Source organism: Methanobacterium alkalithermotolerans (assembly GCF_018141185.1).
In the GTDB taxonomy this organism is placed as follows: domain Archaea; phylum Methanobacteriota; class Methanobacteria; order Methanobacteriales; family Methanobacteriaceae; genus Methanobacterium_F; species Methanobacterium_F alkalithermotolerans.
Map to the genome: position 1 here is coordinate 962138 of NZ_CP058560.1, position 16106 is coordinate 978243.

General features: G+C 36.8%; 15 protein-coding genes. 3 read left to right on the forward strand and 12 right to left on the reverse strand.

Translation table 11 applies throughout. The features are described from left to right. Positions 1 to 24 precede the first annotated feature (24 nt). Together HYG87_RS04655 and mmp10 are read right to left on the reverse strand one after the other, a co-directional pair. Positions 25 to 576, reverse strand: coding sequence for an FHA domain-containing protein (locus HYG87_RS04655; RefSeq protein ID WP_211534056.1), 552 nt, complete (start codon positions 574 to 576; stop codon positions 25 to 27). A gap of 144 nt (positions 577 to 720) precedes the next feature. Further along, positions 721 to 1986, reverse strand: a complete 1266-nt coding sequence (gene mmp10, locus HYG87_RS04660; RefSeq protein ID WP_211534057.1) for a methyl coenzyme M reductase-arginine methyltransferase Mmp10 — start codon at positions 1984 to 1986, stop codon at positions 721 to 723. 271 nt (positions 1987 to 2257) lie between these two features. Here mmp10 and HYG87_RS04665 point away from each other — a divergent pair, with 271 nt between their 5' ends. The 3 genes from HYG87_RS04665 to HYG87_RS04675 all read left to right on the forward strand — a co-directional run bounded on the left by HYG87_RS04665 (position 2258) and on the right by HYG87_RS04675 (position 5605). Further along, entirely contained in the window at positions 2258 to 3097 is an 840-nt protein-coding gene (locus HYG87_RS04665) for an MBL fold metallo-hydrolase (protein ID WP_211534058.1), read from the forward strand. A gap of 47 nt (positions 3098 to 3144) precedes the next feature. Continuing rightward, positions 3145 to 4083: a hypothetical protein gene (locus HYG87_RS04670; RefSeq protein ID WP_211534059.1), complete on the forward strand. Its 939-nt coding sequence runs from the start codon at positions 3145 to 3147 to the stop codon at positions 4081 to 4083. Between the two features lie 427 nt (positions 4084 to 4510). Continuing rightward, positions 4511 to 5605: an inositol-3-phosphate synthase gene (locus HYG87_RS04675; protein ID WP_211534060.1), complete on the forward strand. Its 1095-nt coding sequence runs from the start codon at positions 4511 to 4513 to the stop codon at positions 5603 to 5605. Positions 5606 to 5656: 51 nt separating this feature from the next. Here the strand turns inward: HYG87_RS04675 and HYG87_RS04680 are convergent, their stop codons facing one another. From HYG87_RS04680 to nifH, 10 genes are all read right to left on the reverse strand, one after another. Continuing rightward, positions 5657 to 7600 carry a molybdopterin-dependent oxidoreductase gene (locus tag HYG87_RS04680; protein WP_211534061.1) on the reverse strand — a complete coding sequence of 648 codons (1944 nt, stop codon included), beginning with the start codon at positions 7598 to 7600 and terminating at the stop codon, positions 5657 to 5659. A 38-nt stretch (positions 7601 to 7638) separates the two neighbouring features. After that, positions 7639 to 7824, reverse strand: a complete 186-nt coding sequence (locus tag HYG87_RS04685; RefSeq protein WP_211534062.1) for a 4Fe-4S dicluster domain-containing protein — start codon at positions 7822 to 7824, stop codon at positions 7639 to 7641. A 97-nt stretch (positions 7825 to 7921) separates the two neighbouring features. Further along, a complete protein-coding gene (locus HYG87_RS04690; protein ID WP_211534063.1) occupies positions 7922 to 8239 on the reverse strand; it encodes a NifB/NifX family molybdenum-iron cluster-binding protein in 318 nt (105 codons plus the stop codon). Then, positions 8236 to 9750, reverse strand: coding sequence for a nitrogenase component 1 (locus HYG87_RS04695; RefSeq protein ID WP_249164892.1), 1515 nt, complete (start codon positions 9748 to 9750; stop codon positions 8236 to 8238). The genes HYG87_RS04690 and HYG87_RS04695 overlap by 4 nt, the downstream gene beginning before the upstream one ends. Then, positions 9737 to 11215: a nitrogenase iron-molybdenum cofactor biosynthesis protein NifE gene (nifE, locus tag HYG87_RS04700; RefSeq protein ID WP_211534064.1), complete on the reverse strand. Its 1479-nt coding sequence runs from the start codon at positions 11213 to 11215 to the stop codon at positions 9737 to 9739. The genes HYG87_RS04695 and nifE overlap by 14 nt, the downstream gene beginning before the upstream one ends. Positions 11216 to 11279: 64 nt before the next feature. Further along, on the reverse strand, positions 11280 to 12668 hold the full coding sequence (locus HYG87_RS04705; RefSeq protein ID WP_211534065.1) for a nitrogenase component 1: 1389 nt from the start codon (positions 12666 to 12668) through the stop codon (positions 11280 to 11282). Between the two features lie 125 nt (positions 12669 to 12793). Further along, complete coding sequence (locus HYG87_RS04710) at positions 12794 to 14266, reverse strand: nitrogenase subunit alpha (RefSeq protein ID WP_211534066.1); 1473 nt, start codon at positions 14264 to 14266, stop codon at positions 12794 to 12796. A 75-nt stretch (positions 14267 to 14341) separates the two neighbouring features. Further along, on the reverse strand, positions 14342 to 14710 hold the full coding sequence (locus HYG87_RS04715) for a P-II family nitrogen regulator (protein ID WP_211534210.1): 369 nt from the start codon (positions 14708 to 14710) through the stop codon (positions 14342 to 14344). Positions 14711 to 14772: 62 nt separating this feature from the next. Next, entirely contained in the window at positions 14773 to 15090 is a 318-nt protein-coding gene (locus HYG87_RS04720; protein WP_211534067.1) for a P-II family nitrogen regulator, read from the reverse strand. Between the two features lie 15 nt (positions 15091 to 15105). Further along, a complete protein-coding gene (nifH, locus tag HYG87_RS04725) occupies positions 15106 to 15933 on the reverse strand; it encodes a nitrogenase iron protein (protein ID WP_211534068.1) in 828 nt (275 codons plus the stop codon). Positions 15934 to 16106: the final 173 nt, after the last annotated feature.

Here is a 16106-nt window from a genome sequence, read left to right on the forward strand (position 1 = left end):
TTCAGGATCTAAATTTTAATAAAACTAATCCACATTTTCTTCTAAATATCTGGCATTCATAACTCTGGCCACAGTAATGGAATCCTTGTTTTTTAGTTTTATCATACCCTGGCCTTTTATTTCTTTTCCATTTACACGTGTTCCGTTTTTAGTGTCCATGTCTTCAATATAAAAGCCATCATCCAGATGTGTAATTCTGAAGTGCTCTTTACCTATAAATGACAATTCATCAATAAGAAGAATCCCTAAAAAATCTTCCCGGCCATAAACCCGTTCATAATAGTCAATAAAAATCTTCTTATTAACGGATAAAACTAGTTTTGCCTTTATTTTACGGGGTTTTTTAAATCTAGTCGTTTTAGAAAACCGGGAATGATAACTTAATCTACGATAAACATACTCAATAGAGAACCCCAATAGAAATGATAATAAAATAGCAATAAGAAGAATTATAAGTAGGCCGGTTACCCATTCCAGATCTATATTTATGAATTGGTTTTGGAAAGACACCACCAAAAGTAATATAGAAAAAATAGCAAAAATGGCGATGATTAATATTATTCTGGTAATGGACATGCACTTAGCCCCTCAAAGACCCCTCCATGTTAAACAATAACAGTATACTTGATAAAAAAAATCCAGTGATACTAAAATAATGTCCAGATATAGTTAGTATTATATATTTTTAAATTAATTAATCTATTGATTAAGAAGAGGCCATTAAAGTTTACCATTATTAAAAGAATTTATAATATTGATTAACTTTTTAAATGATTCCATCTCAGATTTTATTAATTCAAACTCAGATAAATCTTTTTCTTCATAATCAGGGTTAGTTAAATAGAGAGGGCCCCGCGATATTCTTCGCTGCACCCCGTCTTTACATAAAATTTGTTTTACCTTTTGGTTATGAACCAGTGCTCCCTTAGGGATAATTACATTGGGCTTTACCTTGCTAAGATCTATTTTTTCCAAATCAACCGCGGTAATTAAATCCGCTATTTCTTTATCCAATGCAATTACATTTACCTGTTGAGAATCATCGACGGATTGGAAAAATTTTTCCAAAAAAGTTGCAGCCAAGCTACTGGTTATAATAGAAGCTTCTGATTTTATTTCAGGCATTTTTTCAATTAATTCTTGATTTTTGCCTTTTAAAAGGGCAAATGGAAAATTTATTTTAGGGTCATGGTAAGGAAAGCTAATTACTTTAAAAGAAAATTCATTTTGAACTTTGCCCACTAATGATTGGAATTCTTCATAGGTATGAGGGATTATACCTTTAATTAAAGGTTTTTCGTTCATTATTAATCCCTGATATTCAAAATTAGCAAACCTCCGTAAAGCAAATGATTTTACTCCCCATTTTTCTAGTTGGTCGCATGTTTCCCATAAATCATAGCCATCATTTACACCAGGGATAATTACGGCGGAGGCATTAAGATCTATGCTCTCACCAAACATTTCACAGGCTTGAATGGCCTCTTTGGATGTTTTATCCCCCATCCACTTTCTTCTCTTTTCAGGATTGGTGGAGAAAACTGAAAAACTGATCTCGTCCACCCCCCATGAAATAAGTTTCTCAGCCATGATTTCATTTTTTATAGGTTTTCCACTGGTATATCCCAAATGAAGGGAAAAAGGTAGCTCTTTTATTTTCAAAACCAGTTCTTGCAATTCAGGGTAGTTAAGTATATCTGCACCGCCAATTACCAGGATCTGTAAATCCTCAGGACGCAACATACTCCAATTTATCTGAGAAAATTTTTTCACCAGGTCTTCTAAGACTTGATAAAGAGGTTTATAATTCTGAGATACTCTATCTGCAATATTTTTACAATAATCACAACCTACTTCATAGGGAGGGCAGTTTATGCACCCTGTTGGTTTTAAATTATTGAAGTCCACGTTTTTATAAAAACAAAACTCACAAAACCCTCCACAATCTATGCCACATCTGCCATGCACATCGGTAAAAATTTGCATTTTAACCCTACAATAATTATATCTGACCTCCCAATAATACTTTTTCCCAAAAATGAATCTTAAGAGTACTCCATTATAATCTAAGTAAATATGAGTAAAATTAATAATAATGATAATAAATAAGTACTGTTTAAGATATTACCCGATTTATAAGAATAATAATTAAATTGAAGGGCCCAGATTCTCCATTGCATTATTGTGAGAGGTCTGGATTTATATAATTAGAAGCATCATAACATAATCACTATTAATTAGTTATGAGGTAAACCCATTGATTATCAGCACTTTAATGGATGATAAAAAAAAGGAAGGATCTCCTTTAATTAATGAACATGGGCTGTCTTTTCACATCCATAAAGAAGAATATAATATTCTTTTTGATATGGGGGCCAGTGAATATTTTGCCTATAATGCCCAAAAAATGGGTATCGATCTAAACAATATTGACCTGGCTGTTATCTCCCATGGACATTATGATCATGGAGGAGGATTAAAAACTTTTTTTAAAGAAAATAAAAATTCAGAAGTTTATTTAAAACCATTAGGGAAATATTATAGGATAAATGATCCCCTATCCCCCCAAGAAATTAATCTGGATATTGATGTTCTAGAAAAAAATAGCTTACGATTGAAATACATAAGAGAAAATAGGGAAGTTTTGCCAGGAATACACCTCATTAGCTCCATTATCCAAAAGTATGATTCTCGCCAGGATAATAACGGTTTATATAAGATGAAAAATGGAAAAATGGTCCGGGATGATTTTGATCATGAATTATTAATGATATTGGAAGAAAAGGATAAGATAATCATTATAAGTGGATGTTCCCATCAGGGCATACTTAATATGATAGAAACCGCCTGTAGTCTTTTCCCTCAAAAACATATCAAGGCTATTATTGGTGGTTTTCATCTAATTTATCCCACTGAATTTAGCCAAAAAAACGATTATTCCACTCATATTAAAAAAATTGGGGAAAAAATAGCAGAATATCCTGTAGAAATGATTTATACTGGACACTGCACCTCCGAAAAATCTTATAATATTTTAAAAGAAGTTTTAAAGGACAGGTTGAATTATGCTTACACCGGTACGGTGATTTATCTGTAGATTGTTAAGCCAAATATTTATTAAATATTTAATATAAAAATAATAATATGAACCAGAGGAATGATTTTAAAAAGGCAACATTTATAATTATTTTAATTATTTTTTTATCCCTATCTTTTTCCATTGCTCACCAGCCTCGTTTAGCCAGCGATAGTAGTTCCCTGGAAAACCCTATTGTGGTGAGTAATCCTGAGATTTCCCAGGCATTTTATGGAGATCTTAATGGAAATCCAGCTTATTATAAAATAAGTAGCAAGGAAGAATTCAGATTATATGTTAATTTGCTGGTTCCTGATACTCCCGGATCCGGTGAGAAACTGGTATCTGCTGAGATTTTAGATGAAAATCAGAATATACTGGCCAGTTTAGATGGAAATAATTTTGATTGGGAAGTCTTTTTTGAACCTTTTGGAGGAGATAGTTACCTTCAAGGTCCTGAATTTAACCAGACCGTCCCGGCAGGCACTTACTACATTAAAGTATTTAATAATGAAAATCAGGGCAGTTATTCCCTGGCAATAGGAGATATTGAAACTTTTCCCCCAGATGAATCATTAAATGCTATTTTACTATTACCCATTTTAAAAGCTGGTTTTTTCCAGGTCCCGGTGGTGGAAGTCTTCCCACAATTTTTAGGAATTATTATAGCACTGGGAGTATTTATGGTGATCTACACTCTGCTAATTAAATCCCGAAAATCAGATGAAACACTCCAGGTAACCCTTAAGGTTATATCTTCAGTTAATACCCTACTGAGGGTGGGGATAATTATTACCGCAGTTATTTGGATATTCAGTTACTCCCAAAATCCTCGAAATATTCTAGGAGGTATTGCCACCCTTTTGCTTCTCTTTATCGTGATACTCCACTGGAATTTGAATTCTAATTTTAAAAGTATTTCCCCTGAATCACTTCCCCTTAAAAAAAGTACTATTTTAATGATATTCTGGTGGTTATTTGTATTTTTAAGGGTAGTTTTAATCTAGAAAATGAAAATATAGAATTAATTAATCCATTAATTTGGTTCGTGATTTAAACCTATAAATTAATGGAGTATTTTTTTTAAAATAAACTAATTATTTAGAGATTATTTCCAATAAAAAATAATTATAATAATAAAATAAATTAAATCTGCTGTTATTATCCTCCTTAATAGCCTATATTAAAAAACAGGTTTAATCGAAACATTTAATATTTGATACAGCAGATTAGGAAGTAAATGATTTATATTTGACCATAACTATTATATTGTTCTAAATAAAAACTAAGTTAATAAACATTTTTAAGGGTAAATTATATCTTATCATAATATAAAGTAAATCAAATGGAATTTAGATTAAAATTAGAAGCTTATATTTATGATATTAATTTTAGAATTACATGCGCATTTTTTAAGAGATTAAGGTGTTTCAATTGGATAAAATAAAAATAGCAATAATCGGTGTGGGTAATTGTGCAAGTTCCCTCATCCAAGGAATACATTACTACCAGGATAAAGACGCAAGAGATGCCATTGGACTCATGCATTGGGATATAGGAGGATATCTTCCCAGTGATATAGAGGTGGTGGCAGCTTTTGATGTAGACAAACGAAAAGTAAGTAAAGATGTCAATGAGGCTATTTTTGCCCGACCCAACTGCACTGAGGTTTTCTGCGATAATATACCCTCCAGTGGAGTTAAAGTATCCATGGGGCATATTCTGGATGGTGTGGCCACCCATATGGATAACTATGAAGATGATTACACCTTTTTAGTTGCTGATGAAGAACCAGTTGATGTAGTGGAAATTTTACAAAATAGTGGTGCGGAAGTAGTATTAAGTTACTTACCGGTGGGATCTGAAGAAGCCAGCCGCTACTATGCCCAGTGCTGTCTGGATGCAGGTGTAGCTTTCATTAACAACATGCCTGTTTTTATAGCCAGTGACCCCCAATGGGCTGCTAAATTTGAGAAAAAAGGCATTCCTATTGTGGGAGATGATATTAAGGCCCAAATTGGAGCTACCATTACTCACCGTACCTTAGCCAATCTTTTCCGGGAACGAGGAGTGAAATTAGATCGTACTTATCAAATAAATACCGGTGGAAACACTGATTTTCTAAACATGCTTAATCGGGATCGCTTAGATTCTAAAAAAGAATCAAAAACAGAAGCTGTCCAATCAGTATTAGGCGAAAGGATGGATCCCCATAATATCCATATCGGTCCCAGTGACTATGTGCCCTGGCAGCAGGACAATAAGATATGTTTCCTGCGAATGGAAGGTAGAACCTTCGGTGATGTTCCCATGGAAATTGAGCTTCGCCTTAGTGTAGAAGATTCCCCTAACTCTGCAGGATGCGTAATTGATGCTGTAAGGTGCTGTAAATTAGCTTTGAATAGAGGAATAGGCGGTGTTTTAACATCCATATCATCATATACCATGAAACACCCCCCAGAACAGTTTACAGACGATATAGCAGCAGAAAAAGTTGATAAATTCATTGCAGGAGAATTGGAAAGATAATATTCCTTAAAAAATATTATTTTTCCCATAAACTGTAAAATTACGAATTATTTAAAAAACTAATTTTTTCATTCTAACTCTGGTTTCATAAAAAGGAGTGCCCTGTCCTTCCTGGCTTATCATATCCCTGGTTAATACGTTTATTCCTTTATTATATTTTACCCAGCCACCCCGGTAAGTTACCACCACATCTTTTCTGGTGTTTTTGCTGGCATTTACTCTGACTTTAAGCTTACCTGTAGGGGACTCCAGAATTATTATTTCTCCATTTTCTATTCCATGTTTATCCAGCAGTTCAGGATGGATCATTACCTCTAAAAATTCTTTTCCATGTTCACCATTTGGTATCTCTGAGCCAACCCACCAGGAAGGCATTATAGATAATAAATGCAAATCATATTCTTTTTTTGAAAAATCCTCTTCAGGAAGTTCCGATACAAACTCAAATTTACCAGAAGAAGTAAAAAATTTTTTATTCCCATAGGGAGTAAATGGAATCTCTGGCAGCCTAACTGGTTTTTTTAGAAGATCATCCAGAATAAAACCTTTTTCTATAACTGGACGGGCTATCCTTTTTAGCCAGAAATAGGGGCTTCCTTTCATTTCATTTTTAAAACCAAGTCGATTAGCAAGTTCCTGAAATATCCATAATTCTGAACGGGCCTCTCCCCGAGGGTTTACCACCGGATTAAGGGGTGAAATGTAATTATGACCATAGCTCCCCACCAAATCCATATCTTCCAGAAAGGTGGTGGTGGGTAAAAACAAGTCTGCTTCCTGGCCGGTGTCATTTATTACCTGGTCCATTACCATACAGTATTCTACCTTTTTAAATGCTTTTTTAACCTTAGTGGAATTCGGGGCCATGGCCAGAGGATTGCCAGCAGTAACCACAATCATTTTTATAGGGGGATTTCTGGCATTTAAAATAGCCTCACCAATAATAGGCATGGATATTTTACGGGAATTTGTGGCCAATTCATCTCCTTTCCATTTTTCATCAAAATAAACGTATTCATCAAATCCCTGGCTTACTCCCCCTCCAGAAACACCAATATTGCCACTGAGGGCTGCCAGGGCATCCATGTACCTTAGACTGAGATGCCCCTGATAATAGCGGTGCACCCCCCAGCCGGCAATGATGCTGCTTGTTCCAGAAGCATATATATTGGCCAGTTTAATGATTTTCTCCAGGGAAACATCACAATGCTTAGATAGTTCTTCTAAAGAGTAGTGGTCAAATAATTTTTTGAATTTAGAAAAATTAATTGTGTGTTTATCAATAAATTCCAGATTATGCCGGTGGCCTTCAACTATAATCCGGGATACTGCCAGGGCAAGATAGGGATCTGATCCAGGTTTGGGTTGAAGGAATAAATCACAGTTGCAGGCACTGATGGTTTTAACCGGATCAATAACCACCAGGGACGTGCCCTTTTTTCTGGCTTTTAAAAGGATTCTCCATAAATGAATATCAGTTACAGCCGGATTACGACCCCAGACTATAATGGCCTTACTATTTAGATGATCCAGAGGATCATGGGATATTCTAAGGCCCATATCCATTTCTTGTCCGGCCTGACCCGTCCCACCACAAAGAGTCCCATTAAGAGTGCTTACTCCTCCCATTAAATTGAAAAACCGATTGTTAAGTAATCTAAGAGCAGTTCTAGCCCCAAAGCCCTGATAATATAAAATAGAATTACTACCATATTCTTCTGCAATATCCTGAAGTTTCATGGCAGCTAAATCAAGAGCTTCATCCCATTTTATCTGTTCCCATGAATCTTCAACTTTTTTTAATGGATTTAAAATACGTTGGTGACTGTAAAAACGATTTTGAAGATAATGAGCCGTATTTATACATAAAAAACCTGCAGTTATGGGATGTTTCCGGTTTCCATGCAAAGATTTTATTTTTCCTTGATCTACCCGGGCCTCTATGCTGCAGGAACCCGGGCAGTCCCTGGTGCAGGTAGTATAAATTTTTTTCATAAAATTAATTAAAAATTTATTTAAAAAATGAAAAAGTATTAGTTTATTTCAATGCAGTCCTCAGGACATACATCCACACAAACTTCACATTCATTACATTCTTCTGCATTTTGTACTTTTATTTTATCCCCATCAACTACCAGAATTTCCATAGGACATACATCCACACATTCTGCGCAATCTGCTCCTTCACAGTCTTCATGATCTATAACTACTTTAGCCATAATATCTCTCCTGTTAATTAGATTTTAGTTTTTTAGAAATTAATAATATAATTTAGAATTTTTGAACTATAGTAATATAAGGATTTCTGTTAAAAAATTATTTAGCAAATGATGCTGCCTTTAAAATAGCACTTTCAAGATCGCCTTCATATTCTAAAATATTTATACCTGATTTTTTAAGCTTGATAAATGGTTCGTTACCTATTTTAGAACATACAATCATTTGGCAATCTTTCAATAGTTTGTATCTTATATTGAAAATATCATCATGATTTTTATGTTTCTCCGGTCCTGTATTTCTTATTTCCAGGAAATTTACCTTCATATTTTCTAGTTCGAAAATCAAAAAATGGGGAGAATTTCCAAAGTGATAATCTACCTGCTGGCCATTGGAGGATGCTACTGCTATTTTCATATTTTATCATCCCTTCCCGGTTCATAGTATCTCTCTATGATGGTGTTGGTTATCGTATCCAGGAGATTCAATCCAGCCTGGTAGCCAGTTATGTTGATTCTTTGAGCACCTATCCGGTCAAAAACAGGAAATCCCACTCTGATTAAAGGAATATTTTTTTCTGAAGCAATTCTGGCTGAATAGGAGTTTCCCAAAAGTAGTTCTACGTCTTCTTCTACTATTTTTTGTTCTAGATCATAGAGGTCTCCTCCAGATATTATCTGGATATCATGACCATGTTCCCTGGCAAGAGACTCAATTTCATCCTGGAATATATTGCTTTGTGTTCCGGTACATACTACCACCGGATGCATTCCCAATTCACTTAAGAATCTAGTGAGTCCAGTCACCATGTCTGGCTCACCGTAAATGGCCACCCGGCGTTTATAATTATAAGCATGGGCATCCACCATAGCATCCAGTAGCTGGCCCCTCTGTAAATTTATGTTTTCTGGTATTTTTTTATTTCCCACAACAGATAACGTCTCAACCAGATGGTCAGTGGCACTTAAACCCACTGGTAATGGAATATTAATTAATTTAACCCCGAAATTTTTTTCCAGAAATATTCCTGCAGAATCAGCATGCCGGGATATACATATAGTGGCCCTGGAATGAATTGTATCTTTTATTTGAGCAATGGTGGTCCCCTGTGAAGGAATAAAATTAATTTCACCATTTAAAGGCAAATGAAGTGATTGGGAAGTATCTGTTAGAATAATGCTTTCCAGTCCCATTTCCTGCAAGAGAATTTTCATACTAAAAACATCAGAGGGAGATATCAATCCCGTTATCAAATTTATTTTGCCATTATAATTTTTATTCGTATATTTAGGGTCTCCTCTTAAGTTATTCAATTTTTTATCAGTGTAAGTGGATCCAATGGTTGATTTTTCCCCGGAATGACGCACAGAAACCGGGTTTACTAATTTTTCTACCAGGGCCCTCAAGGCCTGATTATAACCTTCCACATGAGATCCAGTATAACTGGGAGTGGAGATGGGAATTACTGGAAAATCATTATTACTTTTAAGGAAATTAGCAATTATTAGTTCCATATCATCCCCTATAGTTTCGGTAAGGCAGCTGGAAGTAACTCCAATAAGTTCTGGTTTATATTGCCGGGTTATGATGTCCAGTGCTTTAATAAGATTTTTCTCGCCCCCATAAACCACTGTACTTTCACTCATGGAAGTGGAGGAAATATTTATAGGTTCCCGGAAATGACGACATAGCTGGAACCGCATATAGGTACTGCATCCCTGGGACCCATGTATCAAAGGCATAGCACCTTTTACTCCTAAAAGCGCATGTACCGCCCCTAAAGGTTGGCACATTCGAGCAGGGTTAATAACTGCAAACTTCTTATCCGCCGATGGAGAAATCATTCCCTTCCAGGCGAGAGAATTTTCCACATCTTTAGTGGAAAAACCTCCACAGCCATCCTGTAAGTTGTTTTCAGATTTTGGCATTTTTAACCCCATTAAATTCATTAATTCTAGTTTTAAGTTCTTTTTTAGTATAATTCCATACCGGACTGGATACCGCCTGATCCAGATTTTTAGCAAAATTTATATATCCCTGAAACCCAGAAAAAGAGGTTATGCGGTCATGATTAAATTCACAAAAGGGTATTCCCATTTTCAGGGCCATATATTTTTCTTTAGCACCTGAAATCACCAGGTCAGGCTTATATTTTTTCAGTAAATGGTAAAGTTCCCTGACCGGCGCATCATCCACGATCAATGTTCCCTCCTGTACCGTGTCTCTGATTTTCTGATAATCTTCAGGTAGTCCATTCTGAGTCCCGGTCATAATCACTTCCATGCCCAATTCCTCAAAGGCTCTTACAAGGGACCATGCTTTATTTCCTCCCACATAAACCGCTACTTTTTTGCCTTTTAGTATTCTATGGTAAGGTTTAATAGCATCTTCTACCCTATTTATTTCCTCTTTTATTAACTGTTCTGTCTTTTTTAACATTTCAGGATTATTAAAAAACCGGGCAATCGATTGCAGTGAGCTTACGGTATCCTCTATTCCAAAGAAGTTAACCTTGAGATAGGGAATATCATATTTTTTTTCCATCTGCCGGGCAATGTAATTAGAGGACTTCTGGCACTGAACAATATTAAGATGGGCCTGATGGGATCGTGAAATATCCTCCACCCGGGAATCTCCAGTTAGGGTAGAAAGTACATGTATGCCCATTTTTTCCAGTAATGGTTTTATGCCCCATAAATCCCCGGCCACATTAAATTCTCCCACAATATTCAGGGTAAAAGGGTGATTCTGGGAAGCTTTAGTGGAAGTACCGATTAAATAATCCAGTAATGCATCACCGGCTAATTGATGCCCCAGCGACTTATTGAAGCTTCTGAATCCTTCTGATTGAACCGGTATTATTCGAGTTGAAGTTTTTTCTTGAGCCAATTCACATACTTTTTTAAGATCGTCTCCAATGATACCCACCACACAGGTGGCATAGACAAATATAGCAGGAGGGTGATATAACCTGTTTATTTCCAGGAGGATATCCATAAGTTTTGTTTCGCCCCCAAATACTATGTCTTTTTCCTGTAAGTTAGTAGAAAATCCGGTTTTGTATAATTTACTGCTGGAACTTAGGCTCCCTCTGATATCCCATGTGCAGGATGCACATCCTATGGGTCCATGGACCAGGTGCACTGCATCGGTAATGGGCATCAACACCACCCGGGCCCCACCATAAACACAGGATCTCTGGGTAACTGCCCCTGGGATGGATGATTTATTACAATCAGGGGCGGATTGTTTCCCTTCTTTTTTAAAACAGCGGTGTTTTTCACGTGATTTAAGGGTATCTATAACCTTATCCGGAAGGGGAGAAAATTCTAATATCCTCCCATTTTCACCATTTTTAGTAGTATCTACCTTTTTATGTTGTTCTTTTGCCATTTAATGACCTTTAGGTTGCTAATAAATAAAATGGAAAAATTATATTCCATTCTTTTAAAATAATTTATTGTTGTAGTTTCCAGTGAACTGGATCATAGTACTCTTCCAGTACCGTATTGGTTATTCGGTCCAGGAGGTTTATTCCCCCCCTATAACCTACAATAGGAACTCTATGATAACCTACCCTGTCATAAACCGGGAAACCAACTCTGACTAAAGGTATGTCCAGGTCTCTGGCTATTAATCTGCCATCCGAATGACCAATTATGATATCGGTTGGTTCTTCCTCCAGTCTTACTTCCATGGACCTTAAATCCTGGCCATACATTATTTCAACCTTGCCATCTGCTTTTTTGGAAACTTCTTTCATGTCATCTACAAATTCCTGGTTTTCGACTCCAGTACATACCAGCTGAGGGGTCATGCCCAGCTCACAGACAAATCCAGCAATTCCAGTAACCATATCAGGATCACCATAAATAGCAGCTGTTTTTCCAAAAAGATAACGGGAAGTAATATCTGCCATGGAATCAACCAGTAATCCTCGTTCATCCAGTAATTCATCAGTTATTTCCGCATCACTGAACTTTTTAACGTTTCTTAGAAACTGATCTGTATTTTGTAGTCCAATGGGAAAGGGACCTATAGTGGAAGGAACTTTATATTTTCTTTCCAGTACCCCGGCTGCCTGGGCACCATAATTACACAAGGATATGGTTCCTGAACTATTTGAACAATCTTCCAGTTCCTGAACAGGAGTACCTCCTTTGGGATAGTATGGTTTAAACTGCGTAGAGCCGGGTCTTAATGGAGAATCAAATGGATCAGAGGTATCGGTAAGCATTATACTTTCTTGACCCATCATATTCAGTATGTGCTTTATCTCTCTGATATCCCCCGGATTTACTATTCCCGGTATAATATTCAATTTATCATTACCATTAGCTGGTTCTAGGGCCACCTGATCTACCATAGCCTTTATGGCATTATCGTATCCCCGGTAGTGGTGTTCCACAAAACTAGGAGTGTTAATAGCAACAATTTTTATTTTTTCCGCTGCATTTTCCCCCAGGCTTTCTTTGATTTCCTGTCGGGCAGTTTTAATAAAACCATCCACATCATCTCCAATTATTTCACTAGAACAGGTAGTAACCACACCAATCAAATCAGGAGTAAATCTGGATGCTAAATTTCCCAATCCAGATATCAGATTTCTTCTTCCCCCAAATACAGCCGCATCTTCATGCAAAGAAGTTACTGCAATTTCAGATGGTTCCCGAAAATGACGGGAAAACCCATATCTAACAAAGGTAGAACATCCCTGTGAACCATGGACCAGTGGAAGACCCCTGCTTATACCTGCTACTGCAAACATAGCCCCCAGTGGTTGACAGGTTACCAGGGGATTTATAATAACATTCCTCTCTCTTTTAGTTACTTTTACCTCACTCATTTAATCATCACCTGTAATTGAAATCCTTATATCCCGCCTCCACCAGCGATTATAATATAGGATCATCAATATCCTTTAAATTTTCCATCCCAGTATTAATGAAATATATTAATAGATTTAAAACCTTATTTTGCCTTTAATTTTATATTATCACCTGATTCAACTTCTTCAATTAATTTCGGGGTTTTTTCTACCTCTTCCTTGAACTCCACCAGATCCCACACCGGGTTGTAAATTGAAGCATAAATATCCTTTGCCAGATTTATAAATCCTTCAAATCCGATGTAAGGTCCGTTTTCATAGGAATGGATAAGTACGCAGGGTAATTGTAGTTTATGAGCCAGATATTTTTCTTTAACCCCGGATAACATTATATCCGGTTGATATTTTTCTACAATCTCTTCCATTTCCAGAGAGTTAGGGTCATCCACAATAACCGTATCCTCCTTTACCCTTTCTTTGATTTTTTCATAACCATCTTCATGTTCAAACATGGTGGATACGGCCACCACTTCCATCCCCAGGCATTCTTCCAGTGGACGGGGAAGGTGCCAGTTTTTAGGACCTCCTGAAAAAACCCATACCTTTTTACCCTGCAATTTTTCCTTATATAATTCTAAATCAGGCTTTATCTTATCCATACGATCTTTTATTACTGCCTCTGCCTTATCTTCTAGTCCAAAATGCTTTCCAATGGCCCTTAAATTTTCAGCACAGTAAGTAGGGCCAAAAAAGTCCACTTTCATGTAGGGTACGCCGTATTTCTTTTCAATGAGATCTGCTATGTAGGTGGCTGATCTCTGACAGCGAACCAAACTTAGTTTTGCCCGGTGCATCCAGCAGATCTCGTCATGACAGCAATCCCCGGTGAAAGTGCTGAGAATATTAATCCCCATCTCCTCAAAATAGGGTTTAAGTATCCACAAATCTCCGTCAATGTTGTATTCTCCAATGAGGTTAACATCATAAGGTGTGGTTTCCGGGGGTTCTTTAGTCCCCACCAGGTGCTGGAAAAGAGTGTGGTTACCCACATGGTGTCCTTTGGACTGGGTGGGTCCTGAAAATCCAGGGGCATTGAAAGCCACCACATCTTTTCCCAATTCCTCAGATAGTTCTTTAACCACCCCATCCATATCATCCCCGATTAAACCAGTGGTACAGGTAGCATAAGCATATATGGCATTTGCTTCAGGAAATTCTTTTGCAGCTTCTAATATGGATTGCCTGAGTTTTTTCATACCTCCGAACACCACATCCGATTCTTTAAGATCTGTTCCCATAATATATTTCAGATTAAAGTTTTCCAGAGGAAATTTCCCACCATCAGGCATGTCTGGAGTGGTTGGATATCTTTTAGTTCCATATCCATAGGCGGTGCATCCTACTGGTGAGTGTACCACGTGGGCAGCATCCTTTACGGCCCCAGTAATAACTCCCTTAACCCCGGCAAAAGCACATCCCCTTTCAGTCATGCATCCCGGGATGGTTTTGGTGTTACAGGAAGGAATTTCCTGATCAGGGTCGGCATTATCTTTAATATAAATGTGTTTTTTTCTTTCAGGAATAGATTTATCCACTTCAAAAAGGTCATGAGGCATAATTATTCTCCTAATTTTCTTAAAAAGTTTTTATAATTTTTATTTTATTTTGATAAGTCATTTAATGGATATTTATTAGCTTATGGCTTCAATTCCGTTTTCTTTAGTTCTAACCCTTACTGCTTCTTCAACAGGCAATACAAAGATTTTCCCATCCCCTCTATTTCCTGTTTGATTAACCCTCATTATGGCTTCTACCACCAGAGAAGCATCTTCATCATCCACAATTAGAGACAGTAATCTTTTGGGAATGTAACGCATGGTTCCCTCTTCGTTTAAGAGTTCTTTTTTTTGGATCTCAAATGATACTTCTCCAATTATGGCTTTTTGTTTACCCCGGCCCATTACTCGATTAGCAGTCATAGCTGGAAATCCAAGGGCATTTAAAACCTCTTTGGTATCAGTCATTTTATTAGGCCGAATAATGGCAATTATTTCTTTTATTTTGATCACCTGCATTGATTTTAAGGCAATTTATTGAATAAATGAAAGTATTTTCTAAATATTCATAATCCCCTGGTTCTAGTTCTAACGGTAAATGCATCATCAACTGGGCTTACAAATATTTTTCCATCTCCAAAATTTCCAGTGTAGGCAGATTCTGTTATCAAATCAATTATTTTTCCGGTATCTTCATCTTCAGTTACCAGTAGCAGCATCACCTTAGGTAGCTCATCATAGTAAACCTGGTCCAGCTGTATTCCTTTTTGTTTTCCACGACCTATTACATCCATTTTAGTAAGGGCTACATGTCCTGCTTCTGATAAAGAATCCACTATTTCTTCTGCTTTATCTGGCCTTACAATTGCTCTAATCATTTTCATCTGACTTTCTCCTTTTTAATCCAGGGCCCCGTATTTAACCACCAGTTCTTCCATTTCATCCATGGACATAGGGGTGGGGATTACGAAATTTTTATTTTCAATTATTTTGCGTCCCAGTTCTTTGTATTCCATGGCCTGGTTACATTCCGGATCAAATTCAATAACTGATTTTTTATTGAATTCTGCTTTTTGGACAATATTATCCCGGGGGACAAAATGAATAAGCTGAGTCCCAATTTTTTCGCAGAATTCTTCCATTAATTCCATTTCACCATCCACATTACGACTATTGCATATTATTCCCCCTAATCGTACCCCGCTTTGATGGGCGTACTTTACCATACCTTTACAGATGTTATTAGCCGCATAAAGAGCCATCATTTCACCAGAAGCGACTATATATATTTCTTCAGCTTTTCCATCTCGAACAGGCATGGCAAATCCTCCACATACCACATCCCCCAGTACATCAAAGAATACAAAATCAAGGTTTTCCTCATATACTCCATGCATTTCCATAAGGGATATGGCGGTGATTACTCCCCGGCCAGCACAGCCCACCCCTGGTTCTGGCCCTCCAGATTCTACACATTTTATTCCTTTAAATCCAGTTTCAACCACTGCTTCAGGTGTACATCCTTCTTCCCCCAGTTCTCTTAAGGTATCCATCATGGTGGTCTGCATTTTTCCACCCAATACCAGCCGGGTGCTGTCTGCTTTTGGATCACAGCCATGTATCATTACATTTTGATCCTGAAATTCTGCCATAGCAGCAGCAGTATTCTGTTGAGTTGTAGATTTTCCAATTCCACCTTTTCCATATATTGCAATTTTTCTTACCATAGCAAACTCTCTTAAAATTTTTTAATACAAACCGTTATCGGAATACGGAAGCATATTTCCGATTAAGTTTGATAGGTGAAGGTTGTATGACCTGCCATATAAATTTTTCTATAGATTCAATCAAAAGTTGAAAAAAGTAAGCTATTGCTGATTAATTAATGATCAAATATGCA

Coding starts and splice junctions, on each gene's coding strand:
- nifE (WP_211534064.1), bottom strand. CDS start 11,215: ATGGCAAAAGAACAACATAAAAAGGTAGATACTACTAAAAATGGTGAA.
- nifH (WP_211534068.1), bottom strand. CDS start 15,933: ATGGTAAGAAAAATTGCAATATATGGAAAAGGTGGAATTGGAAAATCT.
- HYG87_RS04680 (WP_211534061.1), bottom strand. CDS start 7,600: ATGAAAAAAATTTATACTACCTGCACCAGGGACTGCCCGGGTTCCTGC.
- HYG87_RS04710 (WP_211534066.1), bottom strand. CDS start 14,266: ATGCCTCATGACCTTTTTGAAGTGGATAAATCTATTCCTGAAAGAAAA.
- HYG87_RS04695 (WP_249164892.1), bottom strand. CDS start 9,750: ATGCCAAAATCTGAAAACAACTTACAGGATGGCTGTGGAGGTTTTTCC.
- HYG87_RS04670 (WP_211534059.1), top strand. CDS start 3,145: ATGAACCAGAGGAATGATTTTAAAAAGGCAACATTTATAATTATTTTA.
- HYG87_RS04690 (WP_211534063.1), bottom strand. CDS start 8,239: ATGAAAATAGCAGTAGCATCCTCCAATGGCCAGCAGGTAGATTATCAC.
- HYG87_RS04705 (WP_211534065.1), bottom strand. CDS start 12,668: ATGAGTGAGGTAAAAGTAACTAAAAGAGAGAGGAATGTTATTATAAAT.
- HYG87_RS04685 (WP_211534062.1), bottom strand. CDS start 7,824: ATGGCTAAAGTAGTTATAGATCATGAAGACTGTGAAGGAGCAGATTGC.
- HYG87_RS04655 (WP_211534056.1), bottom strand. CDS start 576: ATGTCCATTACCAGAATAATATTAATCATCGCCATTTTTGCTATTTTT.
- mmp10 (WP_211534057.1), bottom strand. CDS start 1,986: ATGCAAATTTTTACCGATGTGCATGGCAGATGTGGCATAGATTGTGGA.
- HYG87_RS04720 (WP_211534067.1), bottom strand. CDS start 15,090: ATGAAAATGATTAGAGCAATTGTAAGGCCAGATAAAGCAGAAGAAATA.